The following is an 18,992-nucleotide window of genomic DNA, read 5'->3' as shown; positions in this document are numbered from 1 at the left end:
CAGTATTAATAGAGTTGTCGCTAAATAGATGGAAAAAATCGCTCAAATTAAGACACAGCAGTAATTACAGAAGTTTTTATTTAGGAATAGCTAAAATCCTTACTTGACTTGGGTTTGCCAGTTTTTTTTAGTTATAAAGCGACAAGTCTAATACAAAAAAATTCTCTGATACATACTCTCATCAAATTAGAAATTAGGACTGGTGAGAGACTGTTTGTAAAATAAGTATTAACACAGATGGGTAGTGACTAAAATCTAAAAGCGCTAGTACTTCAAGAGATTGAAATTTGGTAGATACCAGAGGTGGAAAGGTACATATATTCCTAGATTTTTAACTGACAAATAGTTGTCTTGATTTCTTCCTCCCTCCATACCTCCATACCTGTTACCAGTTAAGTGTTCCCAGTTAAGTGTTCCCTATCTTCTTTTTATATTTCCTGATACATTCAGTCTCTGAAAGTAATACCTATAACAGTGTATTCTTTCAAACTTCATCAAAACTTCATAAATTTTCTGTATAACTTTACCAAAACTTTAAGCAAAAATAGTGATAATTAAATTAAGCAACCAGGAAATCTATATAAAATCTACTAAAGTTTTCTAGTGGGACTTCAACAAAACAGAGTCATAAAATAGTCTTAAATATATAGGTAGATAGTTTTAGTTCAAAAAAGTATAAATCCTTAACTCTCAAGGGTTTTTCTAGGTCTTCCTGCGAAAACAGCTATTTTGGTTGCATCGACTTAATTCCTTTGCCTAGACTAATATTTCCTGTGGAATGCTACAAAAACAGCTATTTTTTCTCTTAGAAAATGTCTAACTACTACTAGAAAATTTACTGACAAATTCAACAACAGAATAAATTAAATATGACAAACATTCGTTTAGAAGCAGAAGACATCACTCTAACTGGCTACATATCTGAATCGAGGAGTATAGCTTCAGGTAATGCAGTAGTCTCTCTGTGGAATTCAGGCAACACACAAGGTAGTGCTACAACTCAGTTTACAGGAGCTACAGCTACATACGATGTAGTAGTAGGTTACTATGATGAGAATGATGGCCAAGGTCAAATCTCTATAGAAATAGGAATAGCACAAGATCAATGGACTCTAAACCAAAACTTAGGCAGTGGTGGAGTCAGCAACAGTAATAAAGTAGAACGAACAGTATTTACAGGGTTAGAGATATCAAATGGAGAAAACATTACTATCACAGGGACAGCAGAAAGTGCAGAATGGGCTAGAGTAGATTATGTAGAATTTATCCCAGTTGGACCAGGAACATTATCCCTGAGTAATGCCAGTTATAGTGTGAACGAAGATGGTACTCAAGCAGCAGTAAAAGTAGCTCGCAGCAATGGTAGTGGTGGAGAAGTCAGCGTCACACTTATCCCCAGTAATGGTACAGCAACAGCCCCTAATGATTATGATCATACTCCCATAACAGTTAACTTTGCTGATGGGGAAACAGAGAAAACTGTGAATATTCCCATTATTGATGATACTCAAACAGAGGGAGATGAAACTATTAATTTAGCTTTATCAAACCCCACAGGTGGAGCAACTCTTGGTACTCAAGATACGGCAGCATTAACTATTGTTGATAATGAAGTACCACCATCACCATTTCGCCTAGAAGCAGAAGACATGACTCTAACTGGCTACATATCTGAATCCAGAAGTGTAGCTTCAGGTGATGCAGTAGTCTCTTTGTGGAATTCAGGCAATACACAAGGTAGTGCTACAACTCAGTTTACAGGAGCTACAGCTACATACGATGTAGTAGTAGGTTACTATGATGAGAATGATGGTAAATCTCCTGTTTCGGTAGAAATTGGCAATGATACTATTGATTCCTGGGTGTTAGATAAAAATCTGGGTCATGGCTCGGTAAGTCGTCGCAATTTTGTAGAGCGAACTATTGCTACAAGTTTACAGATTAATAATGGAGAAAACATCACCCTCAATGGAGAAAGAGAAGCAGGAGAGTGGGCAAGATTTGATTACATTGAATTTATCCCTGTTACAGCACCAGATCCAGTATCAGGCACATTATCCTTGAGCGACACCACTTACAGTATCAATGAAGATGGTACAACTACTGCAGCAGTAACAGTAACTCGTAGCGACGGTAGTGATGGAGAAGTCAGTGTCACACTTATCCCCAGTAATGGTACAGCAACTGCTCCTGATGATTATGATAATACTTCTATAGTAGTTAACTTTGCTGATGGGGAAACAGAGAAAACTGTGAATATTCCCATTGTTGATGATACAGACACAGAGACAGATGAAACTATTAATTTAGCTTTATCAAATCCCACAGGTGGGGCAATTATTGGAACTCAGGATACAGCAGTATTAACAATAATAGATAATGAAAACCCAACAGCTATTGATGGTACTGAAGCAGGAGAAATTTTAACAGGAGACAAACAAAATAACTATATTAATGGTTTTGGTGGCGATGATACTCTCAATGGAGCTGGGGGAGATGACAGTTTATTTGGGGGTTCTGGCAACAATATCTACAATGGTAATAGTGGTAATGATACAGTTAGTTATGCCAACAACCAAACCAGTGGAGTTATTGCTAACCTAAATACTGGTAATGTCAGTCGCAAGTTTGAAACTTGGTCTGAAGATTTTAAAATTCTGCCTCTAGGTGACTCTAACACTCGTGGGTTCCCGAGCGGTTCAAGTATCGGTGGTTATCGCAACGAATTATGGAGATCCTTAAATGGTGCTGGGTACAATTTAGATTTTGTTGGTACAGCCTCAAGTGGTGCTTCTGATATTGATAGACACCATGAAGGTCGTGGTGCTTTTACTATTAATCACCTTATAGATAACACTGTCACTCAATTTCAAGGTTTCAATAGCCCATCAGTGGCAAAATACACAACTATTGAAAATACCTTGGGAACTTATAACCCAAATATGGTTTTAGTATTGGCAGGTACTAATGATATTCTCCAAGGTGATGATGCAGATACGGCGATCGCTGACCTAGAAGAACTTGTGGAGAGAATGGTTACTGCTGCACCTGATACCCATGTACTGGTTGCTTCTCTGATACCGAATACTTCAAATTCTACCCATAAGGCTATAACTTCTGAGTTTAGTGGGCGCATTGAAAGCGAAATTGTGCAACCAAAGGCAAATGCTGGTCAAAATGTCAGTTTTGTAGATATCTTTAATGCTCCACTAATTTCCAGTGACTTTACTTCTGATGGTATCCACCTGAAATCTAGTGGTTATGATAAATTAGCAGAGGTTTGGGAAGATGCGATCCTTAATACGGTTGTTGCTGAAGATACTCTAATCAATGTGGAAAATTTAATTGGTTCTGATGGCAATGACGAACTCACAGGGAACAATGGTGCTAACGAACTTACTGGTGGTGCTGGTGATGACACCCTTACTGGTGGTGCTGGTGATGATTTATTTGTCTACAGTAAAGGAGATGGAACTGACGTTGTTACAGACTTTGGATTTGGTAACGATCTATTTGGACTATCTGGTGGTTTAACTTTCAATGAATTAACAATTCAAAATGCAGGTGCAAACACTATAATTAGAGTTACCTCTACTAATGAAGTTTTGGCTGTAGTTGAAGGAGCGATCGCCAATGATATTACCTCTGCTGATTTCACAATTGTCTAAAATCTTCTGGTATTCCTGTATACATAGTGATTTATTGTGGAGAAAGGGAACAGTTCATTAATTGATAATGGATAATTGATAATTACTTCTGGTTAAAACCGCAAGGGAATTGAATATAAAGTAAGCGGATTTGATCTGATATAATCGGAGCTTACGCAAAGTATTAAATCATACACCATCTGTAGGGGCAAACGGCTGTTTGCCCCTACTACCTTTTTTACTGTAACAACCTTTTTTGAATTTGATATAAAATATTTTATTAAGCTAGGGTTAATTGGAAATGGATAATTGATAATGAATTAGCTTGGTAAACTTTGGACAAAAAGTCAACTATTTCTCTTAGATATAAAAAGGGTGAAAGTTTTTCAATAGTACAAAAATTTTCAACTTTAAATAATTATCCATTATAAAAATTATCCATTATAAATTAATGAACCTAGCTTTTGGCCTTTAACTACAGAACAATAATCAACCTTGTTATTCAATTCATACGAATTCATCTTTTGCTTTCTACCAATTACTCTGGCTATCTTTTTTGGCTTAAGTAAATTCCGGATGGTTAGGGGTGCAACAGTGTGGTTATTACTTACCTCACTATTTTTCTATGGTTACTGGAAAATCAGTTATTTACCTCTATTAATAATTTCTGTTTTAGGTAACTATTATTTTGGTGAATATATCAAGTCTTCTCCACCAGGAAGCAAACCAGCAAAAATTTTAATGTGGGCAGGTATTTGTTTCAATTTAGGAATATTAGGTTATTACAAATATGCAGGATTTTTCATCAGTTCCCTAAATGAAATATTCCAGGCAAATTTAGCAGTACCTAAAATTTTCTTGCCTTTAGCAATTTCATTTTACAGTTTTACTCAAATTGCTTACTTGGTTGATGCTTATCAAGGAGAAACTAAAGATTACAAATATGACTTACTTTCTTATAGTTTATTCGTCGTATTTTTTCCTCAATTAATTGCTGGACCAATTCTTCGACATGACGAACTTATCCCTCAGTTAAAACAACTCAAAGTTTTTGTTTTTTCTCACAAAAATGTGGCAATGGGTATAGCTTTATTTACTCTAGGATTAGCAAAAAAAGTATTAATAGCAGACAATGTATCTCCTTGGGTAGCAGGAGTATTTAATAATGCTAATAATGTCACTTTTCTGGAAGCTTGGATAGGAGCTTTAAGTTATACATTTCAACTATATTTTGATTTTTCTGGCTATTCAGATATGGCTATTGGTTTAGGGTGGATGTTTAATCTGAATTTACCAATTAATTTTAATTCTCCCTATAAAGCAATTTCTATCATTGATTTTTGGCGCAGATGGCATATTACTCTCTCTAATTTTTTGCGGGATTATCTTTATATTCCTCTTGGTGGTAGTCGTAGAGGAGAAGTGCGTCGCTATGCTAATTTATTGATGACTATGTTATTAGGTGGTTTATGGCATGGTGCAGGTTGGACTTATATAATTTGGGGTGGTATGCAAGGTACTTATCTGATGATTAATCATGGGTGGCGGAAATTAGGAATTAAATTACCAGCTTTTTTTGGTTGGGTAATAACTTTTCTGGCAGTTATTTTTAGTTGGGTGGTTTTTCGAGCTACTAATATTAATGATGCTGTCGCTATTTGGCAGGCAATGTTGGGAATGAAAGGTATTGTCTTGGTTAATGATTTTAAGAGTGTTTTATTTTGGTTGAGTGGATTAGGTGTACAGTTTGAAAGTTGGCGAGAATTTCCTTATTTACCGGAGAATTATAAATTTAGTTTCATCGTGTTAATCTCAGTATTTTTTATAGCTACTCTCACACCAAATACTCAGGAAATTATGCAAAAGTTTAAACCTAGTTGGTGGTGGAGTCTGTGGATTAGTGGTTTAGCTATTGCTTGTTTACTTTCTCTAAATCGTGTTTCTGAATTTCTTTACTTCCAATTTTAATTTTATAGTGCGTAGCGCTAGGGAATAGGGAATATTCATTAATGGATAATTGATAATGGATAATTACCTCTCCCTTTTAGAGAGAGGATTGACTAAAAGGAAAAAATTTATTTCTCGCGTTTGTGATTGGATATGGTTAGGTTTCCTCAGGATCTCTCGACCGCTTTTTCCCCTTTATTGGGGAGACTTTCAACCTGAATTATTTAATTATTTAATTATTAATTATTCGGTAAACTGTCAAAGGGTTTCAGGATTTAGAAATGTCAAATACCTTAATGGGTAGCGCTATAGTGTTTAATTAGGGCTGGCTGATTAAATCTCAAAGCATTGATAAATAAAGGCTCAAGCCTTTTCATATGCTAAAAAAGTGCCACCTTTTGGCTATCAATAGCTCAAAAAGTGAGGATGGGTGAGCAAACAACAGTGGAAAAATTGAGAGACAATTGCTCCGACTACATCTTCTGTAATCCACCATTTCTCCTGACTACTGACTATTGACTAATAGACTTCTCCAAAAATGAAAAATAAAATCAATTTTTATCCATAAATTATCAATTACTCCCCCCTGTTCCCTGTTTCCTGTTCCCTGTTCCCTGTCACCTCTTTTCTGGAGATATTTACTGACTACTACAAAGACCAATAAAGACTTTTCAGCAAACCCTAATCAAGGTGCAAATATGAAAAAATATCGTCAATTTAATCTGACTTTTCTTGGGCTTGTATTTCCTGGTTTATTATCTTTTGGTTTGTTTAATTTAGCTGTAGATCCCTATGGAGTAATGAACAACCAAAATTTATTTGGTTTGGAGTTACTCAAAATAAAAAAAATCATTAGTGTGAGGCTATTTAAAGCAGTCGATGTGACTCGAATTCAGCCAAAAACTTTATTATTAGGTTCTTCCAGGTCAGACTTAGGTTTAGACCCAAAACATCCAGCTTTTAAAAATAAACAACCTGCTTATAACTTAGCTTTAGTCGGGCCGAATATTTATGAAGTTAAGCGCTATTTTGAACACGCTTTAAAAAATCAACCAGAATTAAAAACAGTTGTCATAGGTATAGATTTTTTTATGTTCAATAAATACAAAGTTAATGAAGCAGACTTTAACGAAAAACGCTTAGAAAAAACAAGTTTAATTCCCCAAGATTTTGTGAATGTTAGTTTTTCTATTGATGCTCTAGATGCCAGCCAAGAAACAATAAAAGCAAGTGTTAACTCTGATGCTTATTATCTTTATCATCCCGATGGTTTACGTTATGTTTATCAAAACAAACCCAATGAACCAATACCAAAAAAATTTAAAGGTATGCTTAGTGGGTTAATGAGAGGAGAAGGGTATTATAAAAAATATCAACTTTCCACAGTATTTTTAAATGATTTAAAAGACATTGTTGAAACTTGTCAAAAAAGAAATATAAACCTAAAAATTTTTATTTCTCCATCCCATGCTAGTCAATGGGAAAGTATTCAGACTGTAGGATTATGGTCTGCTTTTGAAGATTGGAAACGAGAAATAGTTAAAATTACACCAGTCTGGGATTTTTCTGGTTATAACACCATCACTACAGAACCCATTACTAAGAATATGAAAAACTATTGGGATAGTTCTCATTATCGTAAGGAAGTAGGAGATTTAGTTATGAATCGTTTATTTGATTATCAAAATGAAATAGTTCCCAAAGATTTTGGGATTTTAATTACAGAATCAAATATTGAATCTCATCTCCAGAAAATTCGTGACCGACAGGAAATTTGGGGAAATAATAATCCTGATGTTGTGCAGTTAGTAGAAAAATTAAAGCCGGAAGAGATAGAAGAATAAACATCCCTAATAATAAAAAATAAAATCAATTATTTCTCCCTAATGCCTACTGCCTAATCCATCTTTTCTGGAAATGTTTAATGATTAGTGATTTACTTGATTAAAATTTTAATTAGGGCTTGCTGATTAACTTTCAAAGCCCTTATCTGTAAATATTTGAGTCTTTTTAGAGTAAAAAAAAGGTGCAATGTTTTTAGTCTAGGAAGCTAAAAAAGTTAGGGTTTTGAGTAGATAAGGATAGAAAAATTAAGGGATAATTATTCCTCCTAACTCCTCTCAATTATAAATTATAAAAATATTTAAGCATTTTTAGAGTAAAAAAAAGGTGCAATGTTTTTAGTCTAGGAAGCTAAAAAAGTTAGGGTTTTGAGTAGATAAGGATAGAAAAATTAAGGGATAATTATTCCTCCTAACTCCTCTCAATTATAAATTATAAAAATATTTAAGCATTTTTAGAGTAAAAAAAAGGTGCAATGTTTTTAGTCTAGGAAGCTAAAAAAGTTAGGATTTTGAGTAGATAAGAATAGAAAAATTAAGGGATAATTATTCCTCCTAACTCCTCTCAATTATAAATTCTCAATTCTACCCTTAACCATAAGACTTTTTCACGAAACCCTAATTAGATGCTCTTATCAGTTTCCACAAAGATTGACTACGTTCTCGATCAAGCCGTTCTACTTTTTCAGACTGCTTAATGCCAAAAAGTAATTCTTTGGAAGGACTGAATAAAAATACTTCCGTAAAATTATCGCTAATTTTAGAAATATTAGGAATATTTTGTTTACGGACTAGCTGAAATTTTACTTTCGGTTCCATTAAATAACTCAGAGAAATTATATGACCAATTCTTGCATCAATTATTATCACTGGATTAGTTGCTTGATTAACTATCTCAGCTATTGCTGGATTAGAATGATTTTCATATTTATACAGCATTGTTTCGCTCATGTCACAATATCATATCTTGAAGAGTTTTTGACAATAGAGAATAAAATTACTTACTGAGAGTCAATAACTGCACTGGTATAACAGAAAAATAAATTTACTGACCAATAGCGCTACTTCTATATAACTACCTAATCAAGATTAATAAAATTAATTTCCGTTCCTTACTCAAAAAAACTACTCCAATGACTACCACTACATTTATCTTTTAATTCTTCATAATTGGCGATATTTTGAAGAAGCGGTATGTTGGACTGTTTTATGGTATTTGATTATCAGGTTTTCTGTGGAACGTCTAGAAAATCTTGAATGTGTTTAAGTGATTATCATAAATTTTTTGTCAGTTCTTCATAGTTTACTTGATAAACCGGATGCTCGACAAATAATTCATCATACTCCTTTTCCGAATTTTGAATTTTTTCAAATTCTTTTATACAATCCTCATAATTTATTTCAATTAACGCATCGTATTTTTGAGATTTGACATTTTTTGTATTCATCCAAGAACCACTTCTTGATGCTGAAATTAGGGAAATGTATGAGGCTAGGTAATTTTTACGTTTTAAGTGAATGATCTTTAAATCTTTTATAGATTTTAAGTAATTCAATTGTTGGTTGATTATGGAGTCACTTGAATCCTACTGCACTAACATATTTAGGATATTCTCTAAACACTACCTTATCTAAAAATTTGGTTGGTAAACTATTTTTCATGCTAATAATATCTTTTTCAACAGTAAATTCTATTTTTTTGTTTAGGAAATACCTCTCCAAAACCTCTAATATGAGAATGAGATTATCATTTCATTTATCAGTTATCAGTTAACAGTACCTCTGCAATAAGGAGGCTTGACCTTGGCGAATATTCTCTTTTCTCAAAGGGAGATTGGATATGCTTAGGTTAGGTAACCCATCCATCCCATCCTAGGTCATGCTCCACAAACGACCGCTTTTTATAGCCTTAACACGGGAGGCTTTAGACCACAATTTTTCGGTAAAAGATTCATAAAAAAATTAGAACCACTTCTCCCCCTCGATACAACTAAGAATTTTTGATATCGATCGTGACTCTTAATTAAACCTTTTTCTAGGACTGCATCAGTGGTTATAATATTTATAGCAATTCCCATACTGGTAAGGTACAAAATTTTAGGTTTGAGGGAACAGGGAACACTTAACTGGGAACAGGGAACAGAAAAGAAGAAAAACAACTGTACCTCATAACTTTGGGAATTGCTATAATCTTTTAAATTTACGAAGTAATGTTTGAATTTCCATGGTAAAATCCTCTCTAGCAATAAACTGTAGTCTTTCATTAACTTTCACTTATGATTATAAAAACTTAGGTAGAGTAAAGTTAACTTTCAAATTAACAAGTTGATAGTTTTTTAATTCCTTAAAACTTAGAGAACATTCAATTATTTTCTAGTTTCCATAATTTTGCTGGTTTATAAACTAACTGTATTTTGTATTTTTCTTCCTGCTCTAATTTTTTTAATAATGAACGAGAGGGATACAACAAAAATACATTTTTAGATTCATCAGGCAAGTAGTTCGCGTCAGGATTACGATATAATCTTAACTGAACTTTAGAATCTAGCAAGTAACTTAGAGAAAGAGCATAACCTAAACTACCTCTAAAATTAACTAAAATTGGTTCGATATCTCGATTAACTATATCAGCTATATAGGGATGATGAACACTTGTATATTTATTCCACCAAACCTCTGCTTGTGAAATTATGACAGAAGAAAAAATTCCTAGAGAGATGATTGAAACTGTAATAATTTGCCAAACTTTTCTTTGCTGTAAACTCTCTGATAAGTTACCAATTATTACACCCAGTAAATAACTAACTGCTAGTTGAATTCCGATAAAATAGGGTACTAAATATCTACTTATACTAGAACGACGACCTCCAAAAAATAAATCGGCTAATACAATAGGTAGAAAACTTATACAAATTAATGTAAGAATAAATAGCCATGTCTTTTGAGGAGTTTTACGACATAGAAAATAAATTGAATAGACTACCAATACTAAAATGGGTATACTTAAATAAGTTAGAGGATTTTTCCAGCTAAATTCTATATCAAAAAATAGACGAACTAAATGTAAAATCCAAGCTTTGATTAAGAAAGAATATCCAACTGGTATAGCTGACCAATCTGTGGCTTTATTAATTTTATTTAATTGACCTACTACTACAATTAACCAGGGAAAAAAACCAAGCATAATTAGCAAACAAGATACAATAAAAGCTTTGACTTTATTAGTAACTCGTAAACCTTCTATGATTCCAACGTAAATACCATGTGCAACTACCACTAAAATAGAGAACAAAAAAGTATATAAATTGAAGATCGTACTCGCAGTGTAGATTGCCCAGCTTTTTCTATCGTTAATTCTTAATGCTCTTAATAGTGCAGCACTTGATAATAAAATTGTTGCCGTCCATAAACTATATTGTCGTGCTTCTTGCGCATATAAAATATGGAAAGGTGAAATAGCAAATATGGCTATGGCTACCCATCCAAATATCGGTTTCTGAAATAATTCTCTACATAGCCAATAAACAGAAGGAAAAACTAAGAGGCTGAGGATAGCTGATAAACTTCGAGTTACTGTTACCGAACTACCAAACCATTGCACCCAAAATCGCTCCATTATGTAAAAAAGTGGTGGATGATGAGGGTTTCCTATTGCTAAATTTTTCACCGTTTCAGTGAAGCTAACTTCTGGATTAATACGTTGATACTTTTGTAATTCCTCAACATTAATTTTACGACCATCAAATAATTGATCGACGACTTCTACCCCTGTATATCCAGAAATCCTTAGTGATGTTAAAGTTTCATCCGTCCAGTAAACTTTTTTGTCTAAATTTACAAATCTCAAAAATATTCCCAGAACTAGGATCATAACAAAAGTAAATTGTAGCCAGTTAGCTTGTAAGCTACTCTTCCTTTCTAATTTAGTAGACATAATTCTTAACTAGGATACATTTTTGTTATGATTTTATTCTATATTGATTTTTGGCAGTACAGAGTTATAAATCTTCATATTAGGCTGACAAATTTCTTCTGTAATTTGTTATTTTTGTTGCGATATTGACAGAGGATTTTTATTATAGGTTTACAAAATCAGGACAGGAAATTAATTCTACAACTAATCTATAGCATTTCTCAGTCTAATGAGGTACACCTATCTTTATTTCTATTCTCGGTCCTCCTGCATAGTAATGGTGAAAATATACATTTTTTTCGCACACTTCCCACACTCTCCACACTCCCCACACTCCCCACACTTCCGACACTTCCCACACTTCCTATAACATTACTATGCACCACCATCCTATTCTCTTCCCTATTCCCTCCATACCTGTTCCCAGTGCGCGTGTTCTCTAAAACCAACGAATGCGCGTACCCTACCAGTATGGGAATTGCTATAGTTAACCAACTTTGATGTCTCCAGGGGTTAAAACACCCTGGATTCTAAGCGGATGTGATGGCTGCGGGCTAAAGCCACGCCACGCACTGCTTACGATACTTTTTAGTTAGACTATCTAATCTATATCGTTGTGGAAGCATCAAAACTTCCCTAGCAACCTTGGCTAGATTAATTTCTAGCTGTGTTGATACTTTTCTTAAAATATTAGCAGCAGCATTGCAGTCTGCATTAATTAATTGTCCTATTGCTGAACGATACAAGCCCCGATTTACACGCTTTCCTGTTCGCGAAGCGTGTCCGAAGGACTTAGGCTCCCACATGCACGGGTTTTTCACCAAATGTCGGCAGAAAATCATCATCTAGGAAACTTGCCTTACTTGTATAACTTTCCTCAGTCAAGACAAACTTAATTCCTTGCTGCTCAGAAAGTTCAGCTATTCTAGTCTTTAATTTGGCTGTAGGTATTTGAACAAACTGCTGGTTATTTTTCTTGCCGATGTTAATGCTATCTTTTTGGCGTTGATTCCAACCAAAAACTATTGTGCCTATTTGATGTTCAATACACCAGTTGAGAACAAATCTAGCTGCTTTGTTTACAGCATCCCGCATCTGACGGTTGCGCTTTTCAGTAATAGCTGCTAAATTATCGTCCCAGTAGTCACCAGACTTGCCTGATTTTATTTTGGCTACTTGCTTGTTGTACCATTGATTTTGAGATTTAACCTTTTGGCCATCAACTATAAAAGCCTTTCCCACATTGCTTACACAGGTTAACCAGTTATTTAATCCAGGGTCTATGCCTAAAACATTTCCTGCTATTGGTTGACCCTTTTCTGGTTGTGGTTGCTGAGGCGCAAATTCCAGATAGAAACAGTTATTTCTAGGAACGAATCTAAATTCTTTTATTTGCTTAAAATCTAGGTTGCTAGGCATAAGCAACAAGAAATGGTCAATGCCGAACCATGCTTTTACTTGCTTGCCTAGTGAAAACTTGAGCATTCCATCAACTAACTTTACCCAACGGGCAGGATAACTTACAACTGCTAAACCGTTCTTTTTCCGATATCTTGGTGGTCTAGGCTTCTGTGCTAGTTCTCCTAATTTAAACATTTTGGCACTTCTTGCATAGGAATTAAAAGACTCAATTACTGAATGTAATGTCTGTTGGGCACAAGCTGACCTCATAGCTTTAAAATGAAGATTAGACTTTAACTCAAAATCTAACTCAGCTTTAGTTAAGAAATTTCCTGCTTTAAATAGTATTTGGCGACAATAGTAGATTCCACAATTGGTCAATTTATTGGCCTCTGAACAAAGATACTCAAGAACGGCCATAACCTCTGGTGTACTATTAACTAAATGTTGTTGACATCCATACATCGTCGATCACCTCCTGTAGATACAATAATACTATTAAACATATTTTGTCTACAGATTTGATGAAGAAAAAACCAGATGAATATAGAAGAAACCCCCACTCAGTTACGTTAATAAATTACCATTTCGTCTTTTGTCCTAAACGGAGAAAAGCTGTACTAATAGGTCAAGTTCAACAAAGGTTGCAAGAAATAATTTTTGAGTTATGTACCGAGTATAATTGGAGGCTAATAGCGTTAGAGATCATGCCAGACCATGTGCATTTATTTTTAGAAGTTGACCCTACTTTTGCACCATCAGTAATTATTAAGCGCATTAAAGGTAGAGCATCGCATCACTTAAGGAAAGAATTTCCTAGATTGCTCAAATTGCCTACATTGTGGACACCAAGCTTTTTCTGCGCAACTACTGGCAATGCTTCAACTGAAACAGTGAGAAAGTATATTGAAAGCCAGACCGGAAAGTAACTGCGGGTTAAAACCCGCGTGTCGTTATTCAACCAGCCGTTAAAACGTGCTGGCTAACTTCCTCCCGCCGTTTTTTTTTGTTTTATAACTTTGTATTATGATTCCATCACTGATACCAATTTCATCAACTTAGGCTACACTACTTATCTTATACTGTATGTCAAATAATTTCCTGAAATTACTGAGCGCGTCAAAGTTTTGAGCTTATAAAATCTTACTTTTAACTTTTGAGTTTTAACTTTTGACTTCCGTGAAACACTATGATTATAAGTTAAAGTTTTCAGCCAAATCAGTTTTGATTTTTGACTTTCTTGAGTGTACCTTATACCATTTCTCAAAAATATTGCTATATTTGATTCGGTGGAGAAGCGTGGGAAGTCTGGGAGTGCGTGCAGAGGTTAAAAGTAGGAAAATAATTACTGACCGACTAATAATTGTCAAAAACAGACAAAAAATCTTGGTAACTATTTGACTATTGAAGTATAGCTAAAGTATTGCATTACTTTTAATAATTAGTATTTTTTGATCGAAAGGCTGTGTGCGGAATTACTTCCGCACATTCATTAACCTTCTCAAGAAACCTCAGAATTCCACACTCAATACCTAACTTTTAAATCTTTGACTCCCATAAAGTCGATAGTTACTATCAACTCACTGGAATTGATACTTTCACTAATGGCTTACCATCCATATATTCTGGAATTGGTGCGCCCATTAACTCTAGAATTGTCGGAGGCAAATCCACAGCTCGGCCTTCTGGCAAAATCGAACCCCCTTCAATACCAGGACCTTTAACTGTTAAAAACCCCCGCGAACGGTGACTACCAGTCCGACGATAAGGAACAGGTCCAATTCTACCAAACTTAGGGCTATCAATTACATCAGCAGGTCTATCTTTCCACACTACAACCAAATCTGCATCAGGTAACTTAGGGTCGCGATCGCTTGCTGACTGGCGAGTATGCACCACATTTTTCACCACCGACTCTCCGGTGCGGGGGTTCTTAAGTTCATAAAGTTGTTCTGTCAAATCTTGACACACTGCATTATATTCGGATGGCGCAACAATACCTCCTGGTTCACGACCCTCAAGATTAATCCGAATATACCCTTCCGAAAAACTAGGTAAAGCAAAGGCTTTCATTTGTGGCCACAATTCTTGATACCACATTACTGGTTGCCACACTAAAGGTCCCCTCGGACGACTAAAACGAGAGAGTAAGGAACCTTCCTTACCTTGCAACTTCCTTACCACTCGGTCTAGCTGACTATTAAAATTATTCGATCCCCACCGTCTCAACAACCGTTTGATCGGATTAGGATGATACATTTCTCGCCAAATTTCTTCTTGCCAGTTCATCCGTTGGGGAGATGTTACTGGTGGGGGAACAACTGCTCCTGATTTTCCTTGAGGCAGTAAAAATTTTCCAGGAAAACTATACCGATAGAGGAACTCTGGCAATAACAACATACTGGGAACATCTGTTGTATTATTGTCACTACCATGAGCTGCAAATACTACCAAGTAAGCATCTTCTGGAGCTTCAGCTAAAATTTCACCAATGGCGCGGTCTACACTTTCAAAAGTTTCTAGCATAGGGTCGCCTATTTCCTGTTTCTGGGAATAGAGCGGATGATCCTCTTGACTCAAATACCAAAAATCATGTCCTGCTGAGTGAGTTTCCCCAAATATTGTTAGAAATAGATTCCATTTTTCCTGTTTCAACCAATCTCTGCAAATTGCGGAGCGACGTTTGATACCTATTTGCAGTGCTTCCTTAAGACGATTAATATAACCTTTGTCCCACCAATCTCCATGATCTTTATGAAGTGCAGGATGTTCTCCATATTCCTTAATTATATCTTTGAAAAGCGATGCAGGGCGCGAATGAGAGGGAGTTTGGGGAGAATGAGCGCCCCAAGCTAATACTTGTAAACCGTTAACTTTCTCAGATAAACCAGATTGGGGCATATCGAAAACGGCTACTCGGTAGTCATCTCCCAAACCATAGAATGGTTCATATTCCTGAAAGTCGTAAGCTTCAACATATTTGACATTGTATGTACCTTCATAATATTTGAAAGGCGCCCAATATCCTGTTTTTTGTGGCAAGCAACCTGTCAAAAATGTCGTCCATGGTGTCTCAGCTTTGTAATATTCAATATGAGTTAGTCTGCCATAAGCTCCTTGGTCTCGGAGAGTTTTGAGATTTTGTAGATATCCTTGAGATATCCATTTGTCTATTAAAACTGGGTCAGCAGCATCTAATCCTAGGGCAATTACTGGGTTTTTCATAGTTTTTATTTGTTAAATACAGTAAGTAAGTTGAGCGATATATATAATTAATTAAGTTCATTAGCAAAACTAAACTTTTTAGCTAATACTTGGCAATATTTATTGAGGTTATATAGCATTTCTCACCCTTTGTGAGGTAAATGCTGGATATCCCCCCCAACCCCCCTTCTCAAGCTATGCTTTATAAACATCTTTCTTAACATAAAACTTGACAAAAAAGAGAAGTTATGTAATTCCTATTCAATGGACATTTCGGGAGAGTAAACCTATTTAATTAGAGGCTAAACTCCCCCCATCTCCCCATCTCCCCATCTCCCCACTCCCCCATCCACAGGGTTTCAGGAGTTCCTTATAAGGGATAGCTTCTCAAGGGGGATAATGGGGGAGCGTTAATGTACTTGACCAGACTGAAAACCGCTATATTTATTCACATCTTGGTTATTCATCTAAATAATATTTTCAATCAATTGATGTGTGGGAATAGTCTCATCATATTGCTTGGTATTTACTTATTGTTTTGGTTTGATTTTGAACTTAGAAATTATCATTCTGCTCAATCTACGAATATTTAGTTCTATCTTTAATTATTATAGGAGAAAAATATATTTTGTGGCATATTTTCAAGTAAAGTATTTGTAAAAGTATACAATACTTAGTTGCCTATTTTTACCTTGGAGTGTTGTAAGTATTTAGCTATTAGGATTCAGTATTTGAAAAAATTCAGCAACTACTAAAGTTAGCAAATGACCTTTTTCTTAATAACTTTTAATTTTCCTGGAGAACTAATTCCTTCTTCCAAGACAATAAGTTAATAATTGATGGCTAATAGCTGTTAACTCAGTTCCTCCGCAGGAGGCTAGCTGACCGCTGAATGCTTACCGAAAAATTAAGGCTTAAAGTCTCTCTTTTCAGGAAGAAAAAAAGTTCCTATCAACCAATTCTCTTCTTTTTAATAAGAGGGAATAATTAATTAGTGCTTGCTGATTAAATATAAAAGCATTGGCAGATAAAGGTTTTAGACTTTTTAGGTCTTGAAAAAGTACAAGGTTTTCGCATTTTGGGATCTCAAAAAGTTAGGATTTTGGGTTGACTATTGGCTGAAAAATCATCCCTTGATTTTTCTGCCTCCCTCCTCTAAATTCCCCATTCCTCCTGACTCCTGACTCCTGACTCCTGACTCCTACCCTCACCCATAAGACTTTTTCAGCAAACCCTAATTATTAATTATTAATTATTCAAGAGCTATTCACCTTTTTTACTTGGAAGTGTATGATGAAACCAAACTTGAAAAAAGTAACCCCAACATCGCGCTCGCCAAGCTTTTGCAGATATGTTGATTTTACTTTCTGGCGACCATAAATCTAAAATTCGTTTCAGATTCATTGCTTTGTCAAAACTATCCCACCATTGTCGTTTTAGAGATTTTCCTACTATTTTATCGACGACTCCTTCCGAACGACCTTGCCAATAACTCCGACGAATTAACCAATTAGAATCAGTTCTTTGTTTAGAAATCCAATGTTGTACAGAAGCTTGTGAATTGTAATAAAATTTTCCCCCTTGTTTTGTCAGAGTTTTATTCAGTAAATATTCTTCACAAGAAAGTAAACTTCCACCTTTACGCCCTAAACTTTCATCAAATCCTCCTACTTTTAAAATAGCTTCCCGTTGATAACTCATATTAGCTCCAAAAGGAAATTTAGGAAACTTCAACCAGTGAGATTCTTTACCATAGTCAATAATACTAAATAAAAAATCCATTTCTGACTGCATCCACTCTGGTTCTCCCATTTCCCATAAGGGATAAATAGGTCCGCCAATTCCTATTGGCATTGGTGTTACTATCTCGAATGTTTGTAAAATTTCTGCTAGCCAAATTTCACAGGGAATAGCATCATCATCTAAGTAAGAAATATATTTTCCTCTAGCATTATTAATAGCTGTATTTCGTGCTCTTGATAAACCTTGAACTGACTCATATATATAATGTAGATTAGATAATTTTTCCTGATATTTTGCACATACTTCTTTAGTGTTATCTGTAGAAGCATTATCAACTAATATAATCTCAAATTTTTCAGTAGGTAAGGATTGAGTAATCAGAGCATCTAAGGCTGATACTAAACGGTCTGCTCTATTGTAAGTACAGACTGCTACAGATATTTGAGGATTAGATATATTTTCTGATTCATTTTTAGGAATAGTTTGAGTTTCGTTATCCATAATTTTTTGCTCATATTTCTATTTGAAAAAATCAATCCACTTTTGCCAGATTTTAGTAAGCATTTCCGTTCCGGAATACTGCGCAAACAGCTATTAGCGGTCAGCTCATCGTGCGGAATGCTACGCAAAGAGCTTTTTAATGAACAATTAATAATTATTAATTAAATAATTCAGGTTAAAAGTTTCTCGAAGGATAGGATTATGGGCTACCTAACCATATCCAATCGACCAAGAGAAAAGAAATAATATTCCTTACATTCAATTCCCTCACGGTTTTCACCAGAAGTAATTATCCATTATCCATTAATGAAAGATTTTCTTCAATTACGATTTTGTACATTTCAGCTATATCCTTCCATGTCATTACAATTTCCTTATTTTTCAATGTAGAATTATTTAAGTCATGAATCAAGTTATTTTCTTTTTCTAAAATCTCCCTTATATCGGGTAATTTTTGAAAAAACTCTTGATAATTTTCTCGATTATTTTCTACAAAAAAGCCATACTTACCACCATCTAATAAACTTTCCATTCTCTCACAAGGAATAGAAATAACTAGACGACCACAAGCTAAATATTCACATACTTTTAAACTCGCACTGGTAAACTTACCTCCAGAAAATAAACTCTGATTATAAGGTGCTACACAAATATTAGCAGCTCCCATATATAGGGATGCTTCTTGTTGGCTAAGTCTGCCATGAAATTTCACTGCTGCTCCAGATTCATGAGCAAGTTTTTCTAGCTCTTTTTGTTTCTTTCCATCACCAATTATATGCATGAAAACATTTGGTA

At 34.9% G+C, this 18,992-nt stretch carries 13 protein-coding genes; 4 read left to right on the top strand and 9 right to left on the bottom strand.

Annotation, left to right across the window (positions count from 1 at the left end; translation table 11 throughout):
• Positions 1 to 869: 869 nt before the first annotated feature.
• The 3 genes from F6K22_RS07015 (at position 870) to F6K22_RS07005 (ending at position 7,438) form a co-directional block, all read left to right on the top strand.
• The gene (locus tag F6K22_RS07015) at positions 870 to 3,668 is read left to right on the top strand and encodes a Calx-beta domain-containing protein (protein ID WP_293095070.1); all 2,799 of its coding nucleotides are present in this window, start codon (positions 870 to 872) and stop codon (positions 3,666 to 3,668) included.
• A gap of 474 nt (positions 3,669 to 4,142) precedes the next feature.
• Positions 4,143 to 5,615, top strand: a complete 1,473-nt coding sequence (locus F6K22_RS07010; RefSeq protein ID WP_293095067.1) for an MBOAT family O-acyltransferase — start codon at positions 4,143 to 4,145, stop codon at positions 5,613 to 5,615.
• A gap of 677 nt (positions 5,616 to 6,292) precedes the next feature.
• Positions 6,293 to 7,438, top strand: a complete 1,146-nt coding sequence (locus F6K22_RS07005) for a hypothetical protein (protein ID WP_293095064.1) — start codon at positions 6,293 to 6,295, stop codon at positions 7,436 to 7,438.
• A gap of 615 nt (positions 7,439 to 8,053) precedes the next feature.
• Here the strand turns inward: F6K22_RS07005 and F6K22_RS07000 are convergent.
• The 6 genes from F6K22_RS07000 to F6K22_RS06975 all read right to left on the bottom strand — a co-directional run bounded on the left by F6K22_RS07000 (position 8,054) and on the right by F6K22_RS06975 (position 13,214).
• Positions 8,054 to 8,386, bottom strand: a complete 333-nt coding sequence (locus F6K22_RS07000) for a hypothetical protein (RefSeq protein ID WP_293095061.1) — start codon at positions 8,384 to 8,386, stop codon at positions 8,054 to 8,056.
• A 323-nt stretch (positions 8,387 to 8,709) separates the two neighbouring features.
• Positions 8,710 to 8,883 (bottom strand): hypothetical protein, encoded by a 174-nt coding sequence (locus tag F6K22_RS06995; protein ID WP_293095059.1) that lies wholly within the window; start codon positions 8,881 to 8,883, stop codon positions 8,710 to 8,712.
• Positions 8,884 to 9,797: 914 nt separating this feature from the next.
• Entirely contained in the window at positions 9,798 to 11,369 is a 1,572-nt protein-coding gene (locus F6K22_RS06990) for a glycosyltransferase family 39 protein (protein WP_293095056.1), read from the bottom strand.
• A 205-nt stretch (positions 11,370 to 11,574) separates the two neighbouring features.
• The gene (locus tag F6K22_RS06985; RefSeq protein ID WP_293095054.1) at positions 11,575 to 11,700 is read right to left on the bottom strand and encodes a hypothetical protein; all 126 of its coding nucleotides are present in this window, start codon (positions 11,698 to 11,700) and stop codon (positions 11,575 to 11,577) included.
• A gap of 202 nt (positions 11,701 to 11,902) precedes the next feature.
• Positions 11,903 to 12,154 carry a hypothetical protein gene (locus tag F6K22_RS06980; protein WP_293095051.1) on the bottom strand — a complete coding sequence of 84 codons (252 nt, stop codon included), beginning with the start codon at positions 12,152 to 12,154 and terminating at the stop codon, positions 11,903 to 11,905.
• The gene (locus tag F6K22_RS06975) at positions 12,141 to 13,214 is read right to left on the bottom strand and encodes an RNA-guided endonuclease InsQ/TnpB family protein (RefSeq protein ID WP_293095049.1); all 1,074 of its coding nucleotides are present in this window, start codon (positions 13,212 to 13,214) and stop codon (positions 12,141 to 12,143) included. The genes F6K22_RS06980 and F6K22_RS06975 overlap by 14 nt, the downstream gene beginning before the upstream one ends.
• Before the next feature lie 59 nt (positions 13,215 to 13,273).
• On the opposite strand from F6K22_RS06975, the gene tnpA reads away from it, so the two are divergent.
• The gene (gene tnpA / locus F6K22_RS06970) at positions 13,274 to 13,678 is read left to right on the top strand and encodes an IS200/IS605 family transposase (RefSeq protein ID WP_293095073.1); all 405 of its coding nucleotides are present in this window, start codon (positions 13,274 to 13,276) and stop codon (positions 13,676 to 13,678) included.
• A 646-nt stretch (positions 13,679 to 14,324) separates the two neighbouring features.
• Here the strand turns inward: tnpA and F6K22_RS06965 are convergent.
• The 3 genes from F6K22_RS06965 to F6K22_RS06955 form a co-directional block, all read right to left on the bottom strand.
• Positions 14,325 to 15,974: an alkaline phosphatase family protein gene (locus F6K22_RS06965; protein ID WP_293095046.1), complete on the bottom strand. Its 1,650-nt coding sequence runs from the start codon at positions 15,972 to 15,974 to the stop codon at positions 14,325 to 14,327.
• A gap of 1,242 nt (positions 15,975 to 17,216) precedes the next feature.
• Positions 17,217 to 18,197, bottom strand: coding sequence for a glycosyltransferase (locus F6K22_RS06960; RefSeq protein ID WP_293095043.1), 981 nt, complete (start codon positions 18,195 to 18,197; stop codon positions 17,217 to 17,219).
• 289 nt (positions 18,198 to 18,486) lie between these two features.
• Positions 18,487 to 18,992: glycosyltransferase family 4 protein (locus tag F6K22_RS06955; RefSeq protein ID WP_293095040.1), on the bottom strand; the 506-nt coding region annotated here is incomplete at its 5' end.

Origin of the sequence: Okeania sp. SIO2F4 (assembly GCF_010672385.1) — a bacterium.
GTDB lineage: Bacteria > Cyanobacteriota > Cyanobacteriia > Cyanobacteriales > Microcoleaceae > Trichodesmium.
This window is presented reverse-complemented; position numbering and strand designations above follow the sequence as displayed.